Source organism: Vibrio fortis, from assembly GCF_024347475.1.
GTDB classification, from domain to species: Bacteria; Pseudomonadota; Gammaproteobacteria; order Enterobacterales; family Vibrionaceae; genus Vibrio; species Vibrio fortis.
In genome coordinates this window covers 1571791-1590375 of the sequence record NZ_AP025487.1, presented here as the reverse complement: position 1 = coordinate 1590375, position 18585 = coordinate 1571791, and the positions used below count along the sequence as shown (strand labels likewise).

The following is an 18585-nucleotide window of genomic DNA, read 5'->3' as shown; positions in this document are numbered from 1 at the left end:
AGTTTAGATAAAAAGAAAGCGGCTAAAGCCGCTTTCAATATCATTTAAAGTTAAATTAGTTGTTAACTTTTAGTTTTTGGAAGTACTCGTCATAAATCACGCTCGCTTCACCCACTTCGTCTTGCCATACACCGTTGTCCATTACAGATTGTGGTGGGAAAACGTTCTGGTCTTCAGCAAACTCTTTTGGTAGGAGAGGGTATGCCGTTTTCACTGGCGTTGGGTAACCGATCTCTAGTGCGATTTTCGCTGCGTTTTCAGGGCGAAGTAGGAAGTCGATCATCTTGTGTGCCGCATCTACGTTTTTCGCACCCGATGGAATCGCAAGGCTGTCCATCCAGAAGATTGCGCCTTTCTCTGGCCAGATGATGTCAATGGTTGCACCTTCTTGACGTGCCATGTAAGCAGAACCGTTCCAAAGCATACCTAATGATACTTCGCCAGCAAGGTAAGGGTTTGCAGGGAAATCTGAGTTGAATACTAATACGTTTGGCATCAGTTTTTTCAGCTCTTCGTAAGCTGCTTTTATTTCGTCTGGGTTAGTGGTGTTTGGAGAGTAACCCAGTTTAGTTAAAGCGATGTGGAATACTTCACGAGAGTCGTCCATCATCATCAGCTGACCTTCCCACTGTGTATCCCATAGGTCATCCCATGATTTAACAGAAGACTTGTCTAGCATGTCTGAATTAATGCCAATACCCGTTGCACCCCAGATATATGGAATAGAGTAGCTGTTGCTTGGGTCAAATGGCTTATCTAGGTAGTTTGGATCCAAATCAGCAAAGTGAGTTAGCTTAGATTTGTCTAGCTCTTGAAGCATGCCTTCTTTACGCATCTTAGATACGAAGTACGTAGAAGGTACAACTAGGTCGTAACCTGAACCTTGAGTTTTTAACTTAGCGTACATGCTTTCGTTAGACTCATAGGTAGAGTAGATAACTTTAATTCCAGTCTCTTCAGTGAAATCTTCTAACACTTCGTTAGGGATATATTCAGACCAGTTGTAGAAGTACAGTTCTTGGTCAGCTGCGAAAGAAGGAGTTGAAAGTAAGGTAGCAGCACACAATGCGCCGGTATACAGTGTTTTTTTCATTACTGTTCCGTTCATTTGTTTGATTTGAATCTGGGTTGCGGACCCAATGTGAATCGATTTATAAAAATCGCGTCGGATTATAGCAGTCTAATACGAAAATAGGCAGCCTAAGCTGCCTATTGCATTGAAATTATTATAGACCTTACTGGCCTGCTTTCAACTTCATGAAGTAATCTTCGTATTTTACTGTTTTGTCACCGACAGCAGCCTGCCATTCAACACGATCCAGATCTTCTTGAGAAGGGAACAGTGCAGGGCTATCTTTGAACTTCTCATTCGAAGCTTTTACTGCTGTTAGGTAACCAGTATCGCGAGAGATTTGTTCTGCGATTTCAGGACGTAGTAGGAAGTCAATCATCTTGTGAGCCGCTTCTACGTTCACTGCACCAGAGCTGATAGCAAAGTTGTCTACCCAACCAATACCACCTTCTTTCGGGAATACTAGCTTAATTGGTAAACCTTCATTTTGCGCTGCTGCTGCAGAGCCGTTCCAAAGCATACCTAAACCAACTTCACCAGACATGTATGGCGCACCTGGGTTATCAGAGTTAAACACAAGTACGTTTGGCATCAGCTTTTGCAGCTCAGCGTAAGCTTCATCGATCTGCTTTTCATCTGTTGTGTTGCCTGAATAACCGAGTTTACGAAGAGCGATATGGAACACTTCACGCGTGTCATCCATCATCATCAACTGACCTTCAAGCTCTGGCTTCCACAGATCAGCCCAGCTTTGAAAATCTTCTGGGTCATACATATCTGTATTTACAGCAAGACCAGTGATCGCAACAACGTGAGGAATAGAGTAGTCGTTGTTTGGATCGTATGGCTTATCTAGGTAGTTAGTGTCTAGGTTAGTAAAGTTACTTAGCTTAGACTTATCAATTTTTTGCAACATGCCTTCATCGCGCATTTTAGACACGAAGTAGGTTGATGGCACAACAAGGTCGTAGCCTTTGTTATGTGTTTTTAGCTTTGCGTATAAAGTTTCATTCGACTCGTAAGTAGAGTAGATAACCTTGATACCTGTTTCGTTCGTGAACTGTTCTAGGATCTCACTATTGATGTAAGGACCCCAGTTCATAAACACTAGTTCTTTGTTCTCTTCTGCAGTAACAGATGCAGAAAACATAGAAAGCGCACATGCACTACCAGCTAATAAAGTAGCCCATTTTTTCATTGACGTTAGCTCCAAACTAAACGTTGCCCAAAGGCAGTAGATAGAGAAACAGAATGATGACATCACCATTCTGTTTATGAATAACACTTGAGGTTTACTTGATTTTCTCTCTCGCTAGTAATTGAGACGCAACCACTAGTATCAATGAGACCACAAGCATGACCGTTGCAAGGGCGTTAACCTCGGGTGAAATTCCCACTTTAACCATTGAGTAAATCTTCAATGGTAAGATTTCATAAGTTGGACCCGTTACAAAAGAGCTTATGATTACGTCGTCTAAAGACAAGGTAAAGCTCAATAACCAGCCCGCAGCAACCGCAGGTTTCGCTAGCGGTAGGATGATCTGTTTCAAAATCGTCCATTCGCTCGCACCTAAGTCTTTTGCTGCTTCAAGCATTTTGACATCAAATCCGTTCAAGCGGCTGTAAACTGTCACCACAACGAACGGTAGGCAGAACGTGATGTGAGCAGCGAGTAGGGTAAAGAACCCTAACTGAACGCCCATCACCAAGAACAGAGCCAGCAATGAGATCGCCATAACAATGTCTGGTGACATCATTACAACGAACAACATTGTGTTTACGACGCCTTTGCCTTTGAACTGGTATCGGAACAAGGCAACCGCCGTTAAACTACCTACAATTGTAGCTGCCGTTGCAGAAAACACAGCAACATTTAGAGAGTGCCACGCTGCCTGCATAAGGCTATCGTTGTTTATCAGCGCGTCGTACCACTTAGTCGTAAAACCGCCCCATTTCATACCAAACTTGTTCGCATTAAAGGAGTTAGCAATTAATACGATGATTGGCAGATATAGGAAACCATATACCAATGTCATAAAGCTGAACTTAACTGTGCGACCCATTAGTCTAGCTCCACCTTTTTATTCAATAGCTTGCCTGCACGATAGTAGGCATAAAGCATCACAGCCATAGCAGCGGTTAGTGCAATACTGGTTGCTGCACCAAAAGGCCAATCTCGAGCATTCAATACTTGGCTCTTAATCACGTTACCAATCAATAGGTTCTTCGCTCCGCCCAGAAGATCGGAAATATAGAACATACCTAGCGCTGGTAATAGAACAAGCAAGCAGCCGCCAATAATACCTGGCATTGTCAATGGCAAGATGACTTTAAGTAGCGTCTGCAACTTATTCGCACCCAAGTCTTTTGCTGCTTCGATATAGGTATCGTCCAACTTCTCAATCGCAGAGTAGAGTGGCAAAATCATAAATGGCAATAAGATGTATACCAGACCGATCATCACAGCCGTTTCGGTGTACATAATACGCATCGGTTTGTCGATGATTTCGAGCGCCATTAAGCTTTTGTTCAACACGCCTTGAGTACCCAATACGATCTTCAAACCGTAAGTACGAATCAGTGAGTTGGTCCAAAAAGGAACTATCACTAAGAACAGCATGAATGGGCGCCACTTAGCCGGCATTTTTGCCACGATGTAAGCAAACGGGTAGCCAATCACTAAACAAAGTAGAGTAGCCACAATCGCCATGTAGAACGAATGCGCCAACACTTTGAAGTACAGTGGATCAGCTAAACGCGCGTAGTTATCGAGTGTAAAAGTCATCTCGATAAGATTCGCTTCATCTCTAGTTAGAAAGCTTGTACCGATGATCATGATGTTTGGAATCATCACGAAAATAACAAGCCAACCAGTGATCAAAGCGATAATGGCGTTTTGTAAATTAAACTTCTTGCTCATCTTCTAGTACCACTTCCCAGCTCTCAACCCAAGTTACAGCAACTTTTTGGCCCAATGAGTGATCAACATCTGGGTCATCTTCGTTGAAGAATTCGCTTACCATAACGCGCATACCAGATTCTAGTTCAACGACTGAATCTAGGGTCATGCCTTTGTAGGTACGCTCAATAATATGGCCAACAATACCGCGCTGTTCTGACTCCTTGATCTCTTCGATTCGAAGATCTTCTGGTCTTAGTAGAACTTGCAGATTCTGTCCTTCCGAGATTGCTTTATCGTGGTAGATAACCGAATCTTCACCTTCAATCTTTGCCACGATGCGTTTGTCATCAAGACGAGATATCGCTGTTGCTTCAAACACGTTGATTTCACCAATGAAACGCGCAACGAATAGGTTCTTAGGCTCTTCGTAAATTTCACGTGGTGTACCATCTTGTTCGATAACACCGTCTCGCATAACAATAATACGGTCTGACATCGATAGCGCTTCTTCTTGATCATGCGTTACAAAAATGAACGTAATCCCAAGTTGACGCTGAAGCTGCTTAAGCTCAATTTGCATCTGTTTACGAAGTTTGTAATCCAGAGCAGACAGAGATTCATCCAGCAGTAGAACTTTAGGCTTGTTAACAACGGCACGCGCTATGGCGATACGTTGTTGCTGACCACCAGAGAGTTGGTGTGGTTTTCGCTGTGCCATCTGTTCTAGGCGTACCATTTTCAAGGCGTCCATCACACGAGGTTCAATCTCTGCGCTAGGAACTTTCTGCATACATAGACCAAATGCCACATTGTCGAAGACTGTCATATGTGGGAATAGGGCGTAGCTCTGGAAAACAGTGTTTACGTGCCTTTGTTCAGCAGGGACTTGGGTAACATTCTGGTCAGCTAATAGTATTTGACCATTATCTGCCGTTTCAAAGCCCGCAATCATTCTTAGTACTGTGGTTTTACCACAACCCGATGGACCTAAGATGGTGAGAAACTCACCGTGATTGACATTTAGATCAAGATTGCCGATGACTTCCTTACCATCGAAACTTTTACTAATACCAGTGAGTTGTACTACTGGTTTTCCTACTGATTGTTTAGCGTTCAACGTCTGTTTTTCTCCACCTTGGTCCTTTTCAAGACCTGTTGCTACACACTTTTAAGGCGCGCATCATAATCACCAAAATCGTGAATTCAAAGCATTTTTTATCATTGGTTGATAAAAAATTTCGCAGGTAAAAGTAAACATCCTTTACCATACTGATATTTGAGGCATTTCTGCATAAATAAGTGTTTAATTATTAACCATTAACGCATAAAAGCAAGCCTTGTTACAGAATCAAGTTTTAGTTTGCACTCTACATATGAGTATAATGAAGCCAATTTTTTATCAATAAGTTAGGTGGCTTCGAATTCGCTAGCGCACCTAGGTATCACTATGAATAATGACATCGAAAAAGACTTTAATTTAGGCGGCAGTATCGACAGAGCACTTTCTGGAGATTACGAACTGAAAGCGACAGCTGTTTTCCAAGAAGCGTGGAAGCATACGATTAGCCACTTCTTAAACTTCTCGCCAGCCATTATTGCTTTAATGTTTGTCCAACTTGCTATCTTTTATATCGCTCTGAAGTTACAGCTTGGTGACCCAAGCATTATCCTTGATGCCGTGATTGATCCTGAAGCATTTACGCCTCAGATCGTTGAATCGATTTTTATTGCTAACTTTAGCTATGAAGTAATCAGCGCACCGGTTTACGCAGGTATCAGCTTAATGGCAATGAGCCACGCGGCCGGATTAAATACTAAGTTGCGTCATATTGGTAAAGGGCTTCAATTTACAGTACCCGTGATCTTAGCAACGCTATTTAGCCTAATGCTACAAGGCATCGCAGGTATGATTCTACCTTTCTTGTCGATTTACTTCTCGTTGGCATTTACGCACTCAATCCTGCTTATCTGTGATAAGAAAGTGCCGCCGATGCAATCTTTGTTACTGTCACTGCGCGCAGTAAACAAAAAGATATTCACAGTTGCTGCTATTTACCTGATGGTAATGCTGATGTTTATTGCTGCAGCGATGCTTTACGGCATTGGCTTGATTTTCGTTTTACCGTTCTTCTTCCATGTGAAAGGTATTCTGTATCGCGAAATGTTCGGTATTAAGCTGAAGCTTATTGCATCGGACAAGCCTAAGAACGATGACGACAATAACAACGACTCACAGGTTTTCGATGCATAATTCAGATTCAGGACGAAAAAGCCGTGCTCTTGCACTAAAGGTTACTGCTTTAGCACTGGTAGGCTCGGTCTCTCTGGTTGGTCCTTACCTCTATAATGAAGAAGAGGAACGTCGAAAAGCATCTTTAGAGAAAACAGAAGCAAAAGCGACGCATACTATCCTTGAGCTTGATCTGCCATCAGGGAAGCCTAACTTCGCGGCAATTGAAGATACCAACGCAAAGAAAAAAGCCTTCTTCGATTACTTACGTCCAAGTATCAACCTAGAAAACCGTCGTATTTCAAAAGAAAGAGCCTTCTTAAAAAGCCTAGCTGATAAGAACGTGACAAATGCAGACTCGGAAGATAAGGCGTACGCAAACAGGTTAGCGAAACTTTATAGTTTACCGTTACCAACCGCGGGTATTGATGACGCTTGGTTAAACGAGATGCTGAGCCGCGTCAATGTGCTACCTGAAGCTCTGGTCCTCACACAAGCGGCTAATGAGTCTGCTTGGGGTACATCGCGCTTCGCCACTGCAGCAAACAACTACTTTGGACATTGGTGTTACAGCAAAGGATGCGGGCTTGTACCATTACAACGTAACGAGGGAAGCACCCATGAAGTTGCTAAGTTCTCGTCAAGCCAAGAGTCTGTTCACCGTTACTTTATGAATCTGAATCGCAATAAAGCCTATCAAGACCTACGTGCTATACGCGCGCAACTTGATGAGCAGGGCGAAGACCTTCTAACTTTTGGTGCAGCAACCGAGTTAACACAAGGCTTATTAAAATATTCTGAACGTGGCACCGACTATGTGACTGATTTACAAGCCATGATACGTCACAACAAGGTATACTGGGTCAAATAACCTATCAAACTAATAGAGAGCAGCGGGTTAACGCTGCTCTTTTTGTTTTTAAGCTCAACAATTATAAGAAGTACCATGAAAAAGACGACGCTTGCTATTCTTGCCTCATTGAGCCTTGGGCTATCTCTTCCTGCTGCGGCCCAAGAGTACATGTTCACCTATTCAAAGCTCTATACTCAACTCAAAAACAACCTTAAAGAAGGGCATGAAGACGTTAAAGTCGCTGTTTTTTTCGTTGATCAAGCAACCAATACCACTTGTCACATCAGTAAGTCGTGGATGGAAAAAGAAGAACATTACGAAGATCTGAAAGTATCACCAGTGAATGAACTGCTTCTTCCTATCGACAAGAACTTGCGCTCTGCTAATCCTTTAATCTTCGTTCATACAACGGAAAAAGAGTGCGCGTATTCACTCGTAGTTATGACCAAAGAACCACTACAAGGCGAAGTACAGGTTAGCGACATCGAGGCACTACTGCCGCAAATGCAAACCATGTTAGAAGATCTTAGCGGTATGTTCTCTAGTTGGTTTACACCCGATATTGAGGGCGTGACATTGGAGTTCCCAAATCAACTCAACAGTGAAATCAGCCTTTCAAATGGCAAAACAATAGCGATTGAACAGGGTCGTGCTCGCTTTGCCATTGCAGATCTTGATGGAGCGAGCAGCTTTACACTACCAGAACCAACGCTGAGAGTGCTGCCGTATATTCCAACTGATAAATAAAACGGCTCCTAACATCTAATCGAAAACAGCAAGCACATCGCTTGCTGTTTTTGTTTGAATCCAATTGATATAGAACAGTATTGTCAATAAGAGGTGAGGTTATCTCGCGTTGACTATTTCAACCTGAAATAAAAATCCGTATAATCCACGCCCTAAAACATACCACCTAGCAATCGACAGTCGGTGTTTCCGGCAGTATGAGAATAGCAATGAACCAAAACGATAACAGAAAAGAAATCCACGAATTCAACAAGCTTCAAAAGCGCCTAAGAAGAAATGTTGGAAATGCCATCATCGACTACAACATGATTGAAGAAAATGACGTAGTAATGGCGTGTATTAGTGGCGGTAAAGACTCATTCGCTATGCTAGATATCCTGCTACGTTTACGCGAAGCAGCACCAATCAAGTTCGATGTTGTGGCGGTAAACTTAGACCAAAAACAACCAGGTTTCCCTGAACATATTCTTCCTGAATACTTTGAAACGCTGAACATCCCTTACTACATTGTCGACAAAGATACTTACTCGGTAGTAAAAGAGAAGATCCCAGAAGGTAAAACGACTTGTGGTCTATGCTCGCGTTTGCGTCGCGGCACGCTTTACTCGTTTGCAGAGAAAATTGGCGCAACTAAGATTGCACTGGGTCATCACCTAGACGACATCGTAGAAACCATGTTCCTAAACATGTTCCACGGTGCGCGCCTAAAAGCGATGCCACCTAAGCTACGTTCTGATGATGGTCGTAACGTGGTTATCCGTCCGCTGACTTACTGTCGTGAAACCGACCTTATTAAGTACGCAGAGCACAAAGAGTTCCCGATCATTCCTTGTAACCTATGTGGTTCACAAGAGAATCTACAACGTCAATCTATTAAAGCGATGCTGATTGATTGGGATAAGAAAACACCAGGTCGCGTAGAGAAGATCTTTAAGTCAATTCAAAACGTGAGCCCAAGCCAACTGGCTGACCGCGAGTTGTTCGATTTTGTGAATCTACCACTAGACCGTAGCGGCGAGCGTGAAGAGTATGAATTTAGCGAAGCCGAGATTTCTTCATCTAACATCGATGAATCAATGTTCATCGACGTGACGAATATTTAGCATTAAAGCTAGAAAAGAACAGATACAAACAAAAGCGCCTCTAGTGAGACTAGAGGCGCTTTTTTAATACAGGAGAAAATCTAGTTAGATGTATTTGGGTCGAGCGGACTAATAAACCCAGCAGGTTTCAGAGCCAAGACATCACAGTTAATTTTATCAATCACATGCTCCGCCGTATTGCCAATAAACACAGCAGATAAACCAGTACGACCTGTTGTGCCTAGAATCACCATAGCAGCGTTATTCTCTGCAGCCACCTTAGGAATAATATCTTCAGGTAAGCCTTGTTCAACAATCGTCTGCTCCTCACACATACCATGTTTCTGGCGTAGTGCTTTCATTGCCGTTAGATGATGCCCACGGACAGCATCGGTATAAGATGTCGGGTCAAATTCCGGAAGCTCAATCGTGATATTTGCTGGCGTAACAGGGTAGGCGTTAACCAAGTATGGTTGAGCATCTAATCGGCCTGTAATTTCCAACAATCTATCAACCATCGCATCATTAAGTTCTAGATGAGATTCCGTCTCAGAACCAACGTGAACAGACGCATAGATCTTAGCATCTTCTGGCCAATATTCGTTTTTCACCAATAAAACTGGGCTTGGGCATTTACGCAACAGGTGCCAATCTGTAGGCGTGAAGATTACAGACTCTAGCGTATCATGCTTACGAGTACCTTTAATTAAGATGTCATGTTCACCACTAAACACCTCAGCAATAATGGCTTCATACGGGCGGTTATGCCATACAACCTTAACATTGAATTCGATGGTGTCATCAATGTATGGCTCAGCCACTTTGTTCATCCAAATCTCACGTTGGTGAATCACACCTTTACGCATGGCATCACGCTCGTCGACAGAGAGCATTGAAGTCATGTCATACGAGAAATCATAAATGGAAAGAAAGAAAGTAACGTGGCTTTTTGAAGTGCTTTTTTTGGCAAGTTGAATAGCGCGAACGAGGGCAGGTTGCTCATCGTGATTGATGTCGGCGACCACTAAAATTTTGTTATAGATACTCATAACTAAGCCTACTTTTCAGACTGAACATATAAACAATGTAGCGTAGTTATGAAGAGATTAAGAGAAATATAGGAGGTTTTTGAAGAGAAACATGATGTAGCTCATTATTGAACTACATCATTGATATTTAGAACTATTCTTTAGAAACGCCAGCTAATTCCATCAGCGCATCGTGATCTTCGATAGTAATGTACTTACCTTTAACGCTCAGGATGTCTGCTTTTTGGAAACGACCAAGTAGGCGGCTGATTGTTTCAACAGTAAGACCTAGATAGTTACCGATATCGCCACGAGTCATTGTTAAGCGGAACTCTCTTGGGCTGAAACCACGTTGAGAGAATCGAGTAGACAAGTTGTAAAGGAATGCAGCAAGACGCTCTTCTGCATTCTTTTTAGAAAGAAGCAGAATCATTTCTTGATCACCTTTAATCTCGTTACTCATCAGACGCATGATTTGCTGACGAAGCTTCGGCATCTTACCTGATAAGTCATCTAGAATTTCGTATGGGATTTCACATACCATTGAAGTCTCTAGAGCTTGTGCAAAGCTAGGGTGTAGGTCGCCAGTAATTGCATCAAAGCCAACTAAATCACCAGCCAAGTGGAATGCAGTAATCTGCTCATCACCTTGCTCAGTAATTGTATAGCTTTTGATAGTGCCAGAGCGTATCGCGTAAAGAGACTTAAGCTCATCACCCGCTTTAAATAGCTCTTGGCCCTTTTGAATAGGCTTTTTTCGCTCAATGATCTGGTCTAGTTGATCCAGTTCAGATTCATTCAAAGTAAATGGGATACACAGCTGGCTAATACTACAATCCTGACAATGGATTGCACAGCCACCAGACTGAACACGTTTCGTCACAGGCTTTTCAGAAATCATAACAATCTTTCACTATTTGATATACGTCAATATTTTAGCATCCATTCAGAGTAAAGGATAGCAAAAAAACCGCATTTAAAGCACACCTATACGGTATAAATAATGAGCTGAATGGCTTGGTAGGCAGTAAATAGACCGTACAAAAGGATCAAAATTGCACCGCATTGTCTAAACAAGTCAGCTTGTTGCAACTTTTTTAGAAAACCAGCACCAAAACCAACGGTGAGCATTGCAGGCAAGGTCCCGAGACCAAACGCGAGCATGATTCCAGCACCGTTAATCCAGCTTCCTGAGACCGCGGCCCACGTCAACATAGAGTAAACGAGACCACAAGGAAGCCATCCCCAAACAAAGCCAAATGGCAGAGCATGGCTCGGGTGCTTGAGAGGAAGAAGCGATTGACCTATTGGAGAAACGTAGCGCCATAAGCGTTGTCCAACTTTTTCAAAAGCCAATAGACCAAACCACCATTTACCGATGTATAACGCCAGTACAATCATGAATACCGCAGCAACAAGCCGTAGCCAAGCTAACGCAGCGTTAAAATCACTAAGCTGTCCTAATGAAGAGACCGCACCACCAATTAACCCACCAATCATCATATAACTGAGTAAACGCCCAAAGTTATAAAGAATAGGAGTAATAGGGGAAGGCTTTTGAGCGCCAATAGAAAGAATCGACGCGATGCCACCGCACATTCCCATGCAGTGGCCTGCGCCGATCAATCCAACCACAAAGGCACCAATCCAATCGGGTGTCATTTCTTGCTACTTGGTTGTTTCTTTGAAGCAGGATCGTTTGCGTCTTCATCGAACAAAATGTTGTGACCTTGGCGTTCTAAGTCTTCAAATTGTTCGCTTTTCACTGCCCACAAAAATATGCCGACAGCAATGCACACTAAGACGATAGCGATAGGAATGAGTATGTATAAGCTTTCCATTATTTACCTTGCTCTTTTAGAAGTCTCAGTGAGTTAGACACTACAATGATAGAACTCGCTGACATGCCAACCACAGCGATGTAGGGTGCGACCAGGCCAGCAACCGCAAGCGGCAGTATAAGTAGGTTGTATCCCAGTGACCACGCTAAGTTTTCACGAATGATTTTACGAGTTTTCAATGCCAACTTACGTGACTGAAGTAGCCTATCAAGCTTATCACCTAACAAAACCATATCAGCAGAAGCTTTAGCGACATCTGTACCGCCGCCCATCGCTACAGATAAATGAGCGCCCGCAAGAATAGGTGCATCGTTAATACCATCACCAACCATCATCGTAATATCTTTGTCATCACGAGAGTTGAGGTAGGCAAGCTTATCTTCAGGTTTAGCGTTGGCAACAATATCTGTAATACCGATCTCTTCCGCGACAGGTTTAGCATTGACTAATGAGTCACCAGTCAAAAGAGTGGTTTTGATGCCCGCTTCTTTGAACTTTTGAATGAACTCGATGCTCTCTTTACGAATTGGATCTTCATAAACAAAGGTTGCAATGTGTTTATCATCAAGAGAGAGGTAAATACCGTTACTCTGATCGTTCTGAGCCTCGCCAAGAATAAACTCGCTACTTCCGATAGCCACTTTATGACCATTCCACTCACCAGTAATACCGGAACCAATCACATTGTTCACTGAGTCGACTCTTACATCATCAGATTCAAACGCTTTAAACGCTTTAGCGATAGGGTGGTTAGCATGTTGCTCAAGGCTTGCGGCTATCTGTAGACAGGTATCTTCGTCTATATCTGAATGCGTTGCAGTTTGACTAATACGAATGTCACCTTCGGTAAGGGTTCCTGTTTTATCAATGATGAGGTGATTTACCTTACAGAGCGTCTCAAACACGTGACCCTTGCGAAGCAGGATACCGAAATTACCCATACGGGAAGTTGAACAGGTGATTGCTGTTGGTGTTGCAAGAGATAATGCACAAGGACAAGTCGCAACCAGTACTGACAACATGATCCAGAATGCGTCTTCTGGTTTAGTTTGATGCCAGTACAACCAAGTACCAAAAGAGATAATCAAAATCACAGCGACGAAGTAGCGCGCTACGATATCCGCAATCTCTGCAATACGAGGCTTAGAAAGCTGAGCTTCATCTTGTAAACGGACAATGTTGGAGATAACCGAATCCGCTTTTGAGCTCTTTACTTCAAGTTCAAAAGACTCGTCACCATTTAAGGTACCTGCAAAAACAGAGCCCCCTTGGTTTTTTACGACGTGGATCGATTCACCCGTGAGCATGGATTCATCAATATGAACTCGCCCAGATAACACGACACCATCTGCAGGAATGTGTTCACCGGGTAGAACTCGGATTTTGTCGCCAACCTTAAGCGTCTTAACTGGAATTTGATCGCCATCGAGAGTGGTTGCCATTGCTGGAACTAACTTAAGCAGGTTGCCACTTGCGGCAGCTGCTTTGCGACGGGCGCGCATCTCAAGGAATCGCCCTAACAAGAGGAAGAACGTAAACATCGAGATAGATTCGAAGAAGACTTCGCCTTGCTCTGTTACAGTTGCTACTAAGCTAGCCACGTAGGCGAACAACAGGGCGATAGACACGGGTACATCCATACCTAACGTACGGCCTTTGATACTTCGCCAAGCATTAATATAGAAAGGTAATGCTGAATACAGTAAAACCGGTGTTGCGAAGATTAAACTCACCCAACGAAAATAGTGCTTAAACTCAGGCTCAAGATTACCGAAAACTTCAAGATACAGGGCGACTGCAAGCATCATTACTTGCATCGTTGCCAGACCAGCAACACCTAAACGATACAAATAGTTCTTCATCGAACGATGGTAAGCCGCTTCTTGCTTGTCTGCCTCAAAAGGCGCCGCTTTATAACCAAGCGTATGAATCGCAGAAAGCAGCTCACTCAGTTTAGTTTTTGTATTGTCCCAGCTAAGAAGGGCACGGTTGGTTGTCGTGTTAACACGAATACCATAAACACCGTCTTGAGAAGAGACTTGCTTCTCAATCAACCAAGCACAAGCCGCACAAGAGACACCCTCTAGTGACAATGTCACCTCTGAGGTGTTTTCAGAATTGCGAACAAACTCAAGTTGCACATCTTCATTGTCGTAATGACTGAGGGCAAGTAACTGTTCAGGAACAAGGTCAGCTTTTTCAGCCGGAGCGGTACGATATTGGTAGTAGGAGACCAAGCCACTATCAACGATGGTTTGGGCTACGGTTTCGCAGCCCGGGCAACACATTGGACGTATAGAGCCTAATATTTCTACTTTAAAATCCGTTTCCGCTGGTACATCTTCACCGCAGTGATAACAGGATTCACTCATACTTTAGTTCTCTAGTTTGATTTTGTTTTCTAGAGGGAAGGTGATACGGCCTTGCACCAACCATTCTTCGTTGTGTGGCGTCAATTCAATGAACCAAGGGCCTTCAATCTCATGGTCAGTGTTAAGCACGTAATCGCCCTGTGCGTTCGCTGTAAGCAGTTGTGTGAAGTCGCGGTCAGGCAGGGTGCGGTGAACAAACATGGCACTGATCGCAGGGAAGTGCTCAAGTTTGCCTTTATCTAAAGAAATGATGATTGACTCACCACGCTCAGAAATGTCTGCTGACAAGCCTAGTTCTTTTGCTACGTTAACCTTAGAGATATCGACATTAATGCCTTTCCCTTTTTTATAGTAATCCTCAGTGACCAAGTCGACAGAGTTCTGTGTAAATACAATAACCGTTAAGATCGTCCAGACCACAACTGTCGCAGGCAACGCGATTAAGAACCACGGCCAAAACTGTTTATACCAAGGCTTTACCATAAAAAAGATCTCGAAAAAGAATAAAAAGAAGTGTTTATAAAATAAAGGAAAGACAGCCCCTAAGAAAGGGGCTGTTATTGAAATGTTACTTATTATCTGAGTTGCTTAAGCTCCACACGTAAGCAGAAACTAGTTGAACTTTTTCTTCACCTAGAATGTCCTTCCATGCTGGCATTACACCAGAACGGCCGTACATTACAGTTTCTGTTACATCTGCACGAGAATCGCCGAACAACCAATCGCGGTCAGTCAGGTCAGGTGCACCTACAGCAGGGTTACCTTTACCATCTGTACCGTGACACGCTGCACACACTACGAAACGAGCTTTACCAGCTTCAGCTTCACGAGCGTTAACGCTACGACCAGAAAGGCTAAGAGTGTAGCTAACTACTTCTTTCACGCCTTCTTCGCCAAGAGCGTCTTTCCAACCTGGCATTTGACCAACACGACCGTGTAGTACTGTCGTTAGGATCGCTTCCGGCTCACCGCCGTATAGCCAAGCATCGTCAGTTAGGTTAGGGAAACCTTTCTGACCACGTGCATCCGAACCGTGACACTGAGAACAATTTTGTAGGAACAGACGTTGACCTACTTTAATTGCTTCAGAGTCTGATGCGATATCAGGGATCGAACGAAGACCGTTATCATCGTATGCAAGTTGGTTAAACGCTTCGCCAAAGTAGTTGTTAGCGTCGTCTAGCTCTTTCGCATACTGGTCTAGTCGCTTGTTCTGTTGCGCGTCAACTACAGAAGCACGAGACTGTGCTACCGAAGTAACGGTCTGGTCAGAACTTGTCCAACCTAGAACACCTTTAAAGTTACCTAGACCTGGATAAAGGATGAAGTAGATTACCGCGAACACAAGTGTGCCGATAAATAGGTAAGTCCACCACTTCGGAAGAGGGTTGTTTAGCTCACGAATACCATCGTATTCATGACCCATGTCATCACCTTCTTCAATACCCGTTTTGTTCGAGAAGCATGAGCGAAGTAAAACCGCACAACCAATGAGTGTACCGATAGTAATTACGGAAACCCAGATACTCCAGAATGTACTCATTACTTAGTCACTCCTTGTTCTTTTGAACTCGTTTCAGCTTCATCCGCAAAAACTAGGTTTGCATCGTCTTCGAAACGAGATTTACGATTCTTGCCAAATGCCCACCAAACGATGCCGATAAAACAAGCAAAAACGGTCACAGTCCAAACGCTTTGAAATGTAATAATGTCCATAGTCATTCCTTATTTCATTGCGTGGCCAAGAGATTGAAGGTAAGCAATGATTGCATCCATCTCTGTTTTGCCTTCAACATCTTGCTTCGCGTTAGCAATCTGTTCGTCTGTGTAAGGAACGCCAAATTGATTGCGGAAGAGTTCAAGCTTCTGCTGAGTCAATTTACCATCAAGTACATTGTCTTCTAGCCATGGGAAACCAGGCATGTTTGACTCTGGAACAAGTTCACGAGGGTCAATTAGGTGAACACGGTGCCACTCATCAGAGTAACGATCACCAACACGCGCTAGATCCGGGCCAGTACGCTTAGAGCCCCATAGGAATGGGTGTTCCCAAACGCTTTCGCCCGCTACAGAGTAGTGGCCGTAACGCTCAGTCTCAGAACGGAATGGACGAATCATTTGGCTGTGACATACGTTACAACCTTCACGAATGTAGATATCACGACCTTCCATCTCAAGAGCAGAGTAAACACGTAGATTATCTACAGGTTCAGTTGTCTGCTTTTGGAAGATAAGAGGAGTGATCTCTACAAGAGCACCGAAGCTGATTGCGATAACGATCAGGATTGCTAGCAAGCCAACGTTTTTTTCTACCAACTCATGGCGATTATTTGAATTTGAGCTCATTCTTAAATCTCCTTAAGCCGGTTGCGCGATAGCTTTTAAGCTAGCTTTTGGTGCTGTAACAGTTTTGTACGTGTTGTATGCCATTAAGAACATACCAGTTAGGAAGATGAAACCACCTAGGAAACGTACAAAGTAGAATGGGTAAGATGCTTCTACAGACTCAACAAAGCTGTAAGTCAACGTACCGTCAGAGTTAACTGCACGCCACATCAGACCTTGCATTACACCTGAGATCCACATTGCTACGATGTAGAAAACAGTACCGATTGTTGCCAACCAGAAGTGAACGTTGATTAGAGATACAGAGTACATACGCTCTTGACCAAATAGTTTTGGAACTAAGTGGTAAACAGAACCGATAGAAACCATTGCAACCCAACCTAATGCACCAGAGTGTACGTGACCGATAGTCCAGTCAGTGTAGTGAGATAGTGCGTTAACCGTTTTAATAGCCATCATCGGGCCTTCGAAAGTCGACATGCCGTAGAATGATAGAGAAACGATTAGGAAACGTAGGATAGGGTCGTAACGTAGCTTATGCCACGCACCAGATAGAGTCATGATACCGTTGATCATACCACCCCAAGAAGGAGCGAATAGAACAAGAGACATAACCATACCTAGAGATTGAGTCCAGTCAGGTAGTGCTGTGTAGTGCAGGTGGTGAGGACCAGCCCAGATATACAGAGACACTAGAGCCCAGAAGTGAACAATCGATAGACGGTAAGAATAAACAGGGCGTTCAGCTTGCTTAGGTACGAAGTAGTACATCATACCTAGGAAACCAGCTGTTAACAGGAAGCCTACCGCGTTGTGACCGTACCACCATTGTACCATTGCATCGATAGCACCTGAGTAAATCGAGTACGATTTAAACGCAGATACAGGAACAGCTAGGCTGTTAACGATGTGCAACACGGCAACCGTGATAATGAAGGCTCCGAAGAACCAGTTTGCTACGTAGATGTGTGACGTCTTACGCTTAATCATTGTTCCAAAGAACACGATTGCATAAGCTACCCACACAAGCGTGATAGCGATATCGATTGGCCATTCAAGTTCTGCATATTCTTTACCAGAGGTTAGACCTAACGGTAAAGTAATTGCAGCGGACAGAATAATCGCTTGCCAACCCCAGAAGGTGAAGGCTACGAGTGGACCACCAAAGAGACGCGTCTGACAGGTGCGTTGTACAACATAATATGATGTTGCAAACAGGGCACTTGTACCGAACGCAAAAATAACCGCATTAGTATGCAGGGGACGTAAACGACTGTACGTCAGCCACGGCGTATCAAAGTTTAGCTGTGGCCAAACTAATTGAGCGGCAATCAAAACACCAACGCCCATACCGACAATACCCCAAAGAATAGTTACTAAGGTGAACTGACGGACGACCGTATAGTTGTAGTTTTGTTCAAGCTGCTTTTCTTGGCTCATTTGCATGCTTCCAATTTCTTATTTACTACACTTTACTTCCAACACGACTCACGTCGTAATGCCACCCAAATCAGAAAAAGAAACTCAGACTATTCAGAACTTTATTTCCGCTTGCTGATTTTAAAAAAAAGTGGCATTTTCAACGCGACACTATACTTGAATTAACAAATCAATGACAGAGTAGTAACCTTACGGTTGGTCAGGAAATGTATTTTTATTTAAAAACTTTGAACTTTGTAACAAGGAGTAAAGGATAAAATGGCAGCACAAAAGCTCACAAAAGGCAGGCTTGTACAAATTATCGTCATGTTGTCTATTTTAGTAGCTGCATTTACTTGGAGAACAGTAACATACGAAAATAACGAAACGGTTGACTGTATTCTTTCAGCCCCGTGTGAAATTACTATTGATAAATATAATGTTAGTGTTTCAAGTGATAATCATGGCTATTTAATCGAAACATCTGAAAGTAACAAAATTGCTATTAACTATGATGGAAAAGGAACTCTAGTTGTAAAAAGTCCATCTTCTTGGTTACTTACAACCGATGAACCGACATCACAAATAACAGTCACAACCCCGCAACAAGGCCATCGAGTTTCGGTGACCCTCTCAAAATAAGCATTATGAGGTCGGAGGTGGGATAAACTTGTACTAAATCAGTAAAAACTC

Annotated in this window: 20 protein-coding genes; 5 read left to right on the top strand and 15 right to left on the bottom strand. The window is 43.3% G+C overall.

Going from position 1 to position 18585, the window contains the following annotated elements; translation table 11 throughout:
- Positions 1-55 precede the first annotated feature (55 nt).
- From OCV50_RS06830 to potA, 5 genes are all read right to left on the bottom strand, one after another.
- The gene (locus tag OCV50_RS06830; protein WP_261904070.1) at positions 56-1093 is read right to left on the bottom strand and encodes an extracellular solute-binding protein; all 1038 of its coding nucleotides are present in this window, start codon (positions 1091-1093) and stop codon (positions 56-58) included.
- Between the two features lie 142 nt (positions 1094-1235).
- Complete coding sequence (locus tag OCV50_RS06825) at positions 1236-2270, bottom strand: extracellular solute-binding protein (protein WP_239840850.1); 1035 nt, start codon at positions 2268-2270, stop codon at positions 1236-1238.
- Between the two features lie 94 nt (positions 2271-2364).
- Positions 2365-3135 carry a spermidine/putrescine ABC transporter permease PotC gene (gene potC, locus OCV50_RS06820; protein ID WP_032549054.1) on the bottom strand — a complete coding sequence of 257 codons (771 nt, stop codon included), beginning with the start codon at positions 3133-3135 and terminating at the stop codon, positions 2365-2367.
- The gene (gene potB, locus OCV50_RS06815) at positions 3135-3992 is read right to left on the bottom strand and encodes a spermidine/putrescine ABC transporter permease PotB (protein WP_239840849.1); all 858 of its coding nucleotides are present in this window, start codon (positions 3990-3992) and stop codon (positions 3135-3137) included. Before potB ends, potC begins: the two co-directional genes overlap by 1 nt.
- Positions 3976-5091 (bottom strand): spermidine/putrescine ABC transporter ATP-binding protein PotA, encoded by a 1116-nt coding sequence (gene potA / locus OCV50_RS06810; protein ID WP_261904069.1) that lies wholly within the window; start codon positions 5089-5091, stop codon positions 3976-3978. Before potA ends, potB begins: the two co-directional genes overlap by 17 nt.
- A gap of 330 nt (positions 5092-5421) precedes the next feature.
- Here potA and OCV50_RS06805 point away from each other — a divergent pair, with 330 nt between their 5' ends.
- From OCV50_RS06805 to ttcA, 4 genes are all read left to right on the top strand, one after another.
- Entirely contained in the window at positions 5422-6225 is an 804-nt protein-coding gene (locus tag OCV50_RS06805) for a DUF2189 domain-containing protein (RefSeq protein ID WP_239840847.1), read from the top strand.
- Positions 6218-7075, top strand: coding sequence for a glucosaminidase domain-containing protein (locus tag OCV50_RS06800; protein WP_261904068.1), 858 nt, complete (start codon positions 6218-6220; stop codon positions 7073-7075). Before OCV50_RS06805 ends, OCV50_RS06800 begins: the two co-directional genes overlap by 8 nt.
- 75 nt (positions 7076-7150) lie before the next feature.
- Positions 7151-7804 carry a DUF2987 domain-containing protein gene (locus tag OCV50_RS06795; protein WP_261904067.1) on the top strand — a complete coding sequence of 218 codons (654 nt, stop codon included), beginning with the start codon at positions 7151-7153 and terminating at the stop codon, positions 7802-7804.
- 209 nt (positions 7805-8013) lie between these two features.
- On the top strand, positions 8014-8907 hold the full coding sequence (ttcA, locus tag OCV50_RS06790; protein WP_239840844.1) for a tRNA 2-thiocytidine(32) synthetase TtcA: 894 nt from the start codon (positions 8014-8016) through the stop codon (positions 8905-8907).
- Between the two features lie 80 nt (positions 8908-8987).
- Here the strand turns inward: ttcA and uspE are convergent, their stop codons facing one another.
- The 10 genes from uspE to ccoN form a co-directional block, all read right to left on the bottom strand.
- Positions 8988-9935 (bottom strand): universal stress protein UspE, encoded by a 948-nt coding sequence (gene uspE, locus OCV50_RS06785; RefSeq protein WP_261904066.1) that lies wholly within the window; start codon positions 9933-9935, stop codon positions 8988-8990.
- Between the two features lie 133 nt (positions 9936-10068).
- Entirely contained in the window at positions 10069-10815 is a 747-nt protein-coding gene (locus tag OCV50_RS06780) for an FNR family transcription factor (RefSeq protein ID WP_017632474.1), read from the bottom strand.
- Positions 10816-10901: 86 nt separating this feature from the next.
- Positions 10902-11576 carry a sulfite exporter TauE/SafE family protein gene (locus OCV50_RS06775; protein ID WP_261904065.1) on the bottom strand — a complete coding sequence of 225 codons (675 nt, stop codon included), beginning with the start codon at positions 11574-11576 and terminating at the stop codon, positions 10902-10904.
- The gene (gene ccoS / locus OCV50_RS06770) at positions 11573-11755 is read right to left on the bottom strand and encodes a cbb3-type cytochrome oxidase assembly protein CcoS (protein ID WP_390905136.1); all 183 of its coding nucleotides are present in this window, start codon (positions 11753-11755) and stop codon (positions 11573-11575) included. The genes OCV50_RS06775 and ccoS overlap by 4 nt, the downstream gene beginning before the upstream one ends.
- Positions 11755-14127, bottom strand: coding sequence for a heavy metal translocating P-type ATPase (locus OCV50_RS06765; protein ID WP_261904064.1), 2373 nt, complete (start codon positions 14125-14127; stop codon positions 11755-11757). Before OCV50_RS06765 ends, ccoS begins: the two co-directional genes overlap by 1 nt.
- Before the next feature lie 3 nt (positions 14128-14130).
- Positions 14131-14610, bottom strand: a complete 480-nt coding sequence (locus OCV50_RS06760; RefSeq protein WP_261904063.1) for a FixH family protein — start codon at positions 14608-14610, stop codon at positions 14131-14133.
- An 85-nt stretch (positions 14611-14695) separates the two neighbouring features.
- Complete coding sequence (gene ccoP, locus OCV50_RS06755) at positions 14696-15670, bottom strand: cytochrome-c oxidase, cbb3-type subunit III (RefSeq protein ID WP_032549070.1); 975 nt, start codon at positions 15668-15670, stop codon at positions 14696-14698.
- Positions 15670-15843 carry a CcoQ/FixQ family Cbb3-type cytochrome c oxidase assembly chaperone gene (locus tag OCV50_RS06750; protein ID WP_032549071.1) on the bottom strand — a complete coding sequence of 58 codons (174 nt, stop codon included), beginning with the start codon at positions 15841-15843 and terminating at the stop codon, positions 15670-15672. The genes ccoP and OCV50_RS06750 overlap by 1 nt, the downstream gene beginning before the upstream one ends.
- A 9-nt stretch (positions 15844-15852) precedes the next feature.
- Positions 15853-16473 carry a cytochrome-c oxidase, cbb3-type subunit II gene (ccoO, locus tag OCV50_RS06745; RefSeq protein ID WP_032549072.1) on the bottom strand — a complete coding sequence of 207 codons (621 nt, stop codon included), beginning with the start codon at positions 16471-16473 and terminating at the stop codon, positions 15853-15855.
- Between the two features lie 12 nt (positions 16474-16485).
- Positions 16486-17913: a cytochrome-c oxidase, cbb3-type subunit I gene (gene ccoN, locus OCV50_RS06740; RefSeq protein WP_239840838.1), complete on the bottom strand. Its 1428-nt coding sequence runs from the start codon at positions 17911-17913 to the stop codon at positions 16486-16488.
- A 258-nt stretch (positions 17914-18171) separates the two neighbouring features.
- Here ccoN and OCV50_RS06735 point away from each other — a divergent pair, with 258 nt between their 5' ends.
- Positions 18172-18534 (top strand): hypothetical protein, encoded by a 363-nt coding sequence (locus OCV50_RS06735; protein WP_239840837.1) that lies wholly within the window; start codon positions 18172-18174, stop codon positions 18532-18534.
- Positions 18535-18585: the final 51 nt, after the last annotated feature.

What these genes read in the sequence shown, in the direction of transcription:
- OCV50_RS06830 (WP_261904070.1), bottom strand. Translation starts at nt 1,093, where the DNA reads ATGAAAAAAACACTGTATACCGGCGCATTGTGTGCTGCTACCTTACTT.
- OCV50_RS06825 (WP_239840850.1), bottom strand. Translation starts at nt 2,270, where the DNA reads ATGAAAAAATGGGCTACTTTATTAGCTGGTAGTGCATGTGCGCTTTCT.
- potC (WP_032549054.1), bottom strand. Translation starts at nt 3,135, where the DNA reads ATGGGTCGCACAGTTAAGTTCAGCTTTATGACATTGGTATATGGTTTC.
- potB (WP_239840849.1), bottom strand. Translation starts at nt 3,992, where the DNA reads ATGAGCAAGAAGTTTAATTTACAAAACGCCATTATCGCTTTGATCACT.
- OCV50_RS06805 (WP_239840847.1), top strand. Translation starts at nt 5,422, where the DNA reads ATGAATAATGACATCGAAAAAGACTTTAATTTAGGCGGCAGTATCGAC.
- OCV50_RS06800 (WP_261904068.1), top strand. Translation starts at nt 6,218, where the DNA reads ATGCATAATTCAGATTCAGGACGAAAAAGCCGTGCTCTTGCACTAAAG.
- OCV50_RS06795 (WP_261904067.1), top strand. Translation starts at nt 7,151, where the DNA reads ATGAAAAAGACGACGCTTGCTATTCTTGCCTCATTGAGCCTTGGGCTA.
- ttcA (WP_239840844.1), top strand. Translation starts at nt 8,014, where the DNA reads ATGAACCAAAACGATAACAGAAAAGAAATCCACGAATTCAACAAGCTT.
- uspE (WP_261904066.1), bottom strand. Translation starts at nt 9,935, where the DNA reads ATGAGTATCTATAACAAAATTTTAGTGGTCGCCGACATCAATCACGAT.
- OCV50_RS06780 (WP_017632474.1), bottom strand. Translation starts at nt 10,815, where the DNA reads ATGATTTCTGAAAAGCCTGTGACGAAACGTGTTCAGTCTGGTGGCTGT.
- OCV50_RS06775 (WP_261904065.1), bottom strand. Translation starts at nt 11,576, where the DNA reads ATGACACCCGATTGGATTGGTGCCTTTGTGGTTGGATTGATCGGCGCA.
- ccoS (WP_390905136.1), bottom strand. Translation starts at nt 11,755, where the DNA reads ATGGAAAGCTTATACATACTCATTCCTATCGCTATCGTCTTAGTGTGC.
- OCV50_RS06765 (WP_261904064.1), bottom strand. Translation starts at nt 14,127, where the DNA reads ATGAGTGAATCCTGTTATCACTGCGGTGAAGATGTACCAGCGGAAACG.
- OCV50_RS06760 (WP_261904063.1), bottom strand. Translation starts at nt 14,610, where the DNA reads ATGGTAAAGCCTTGGTATAAACAGTTTTGGCCGTGGTTCTTAATCGCG.
- ccoP (WP_032549070.1), bottom strand. Translation starts at nt 15,670, where the DNA reads ATGAGTACATTCTGGAGTATCTGGGTTTCCGTAATTACTATCGGTACA.
- OCV50_RS06750 (WP_032549071.1), bottom strand. Translation starts at nt 15,843, where the DNA reads ATGGACATTATTACATTTCAAAGCGTTTGGACTGTGACCGTTTTTGCT.
- ccoO (WP_032549072.1), bottom strand. Translation starts at nt 16,473, where the DNA reads ATGAGCTCAAATTCAAATAATCGCCATGAGTTGGTAGAAAAAAACGTT.
- ccoN (WP_239840838.1), bottom strand. Translation starts at nt 17,913, where the DNA reads ATGAGCCAAGAAAAGCAGCTTGAACAAAACTACAACTATACGGTCGTC.
- OCV50_RS06735 (WP_239840837.1), top strand. Translation starts at nt 18,172, where the DNA reads ATGGCAGCACAAAAGCTCACAAAAGGCAGGCTTGTACAAATTATCGTC.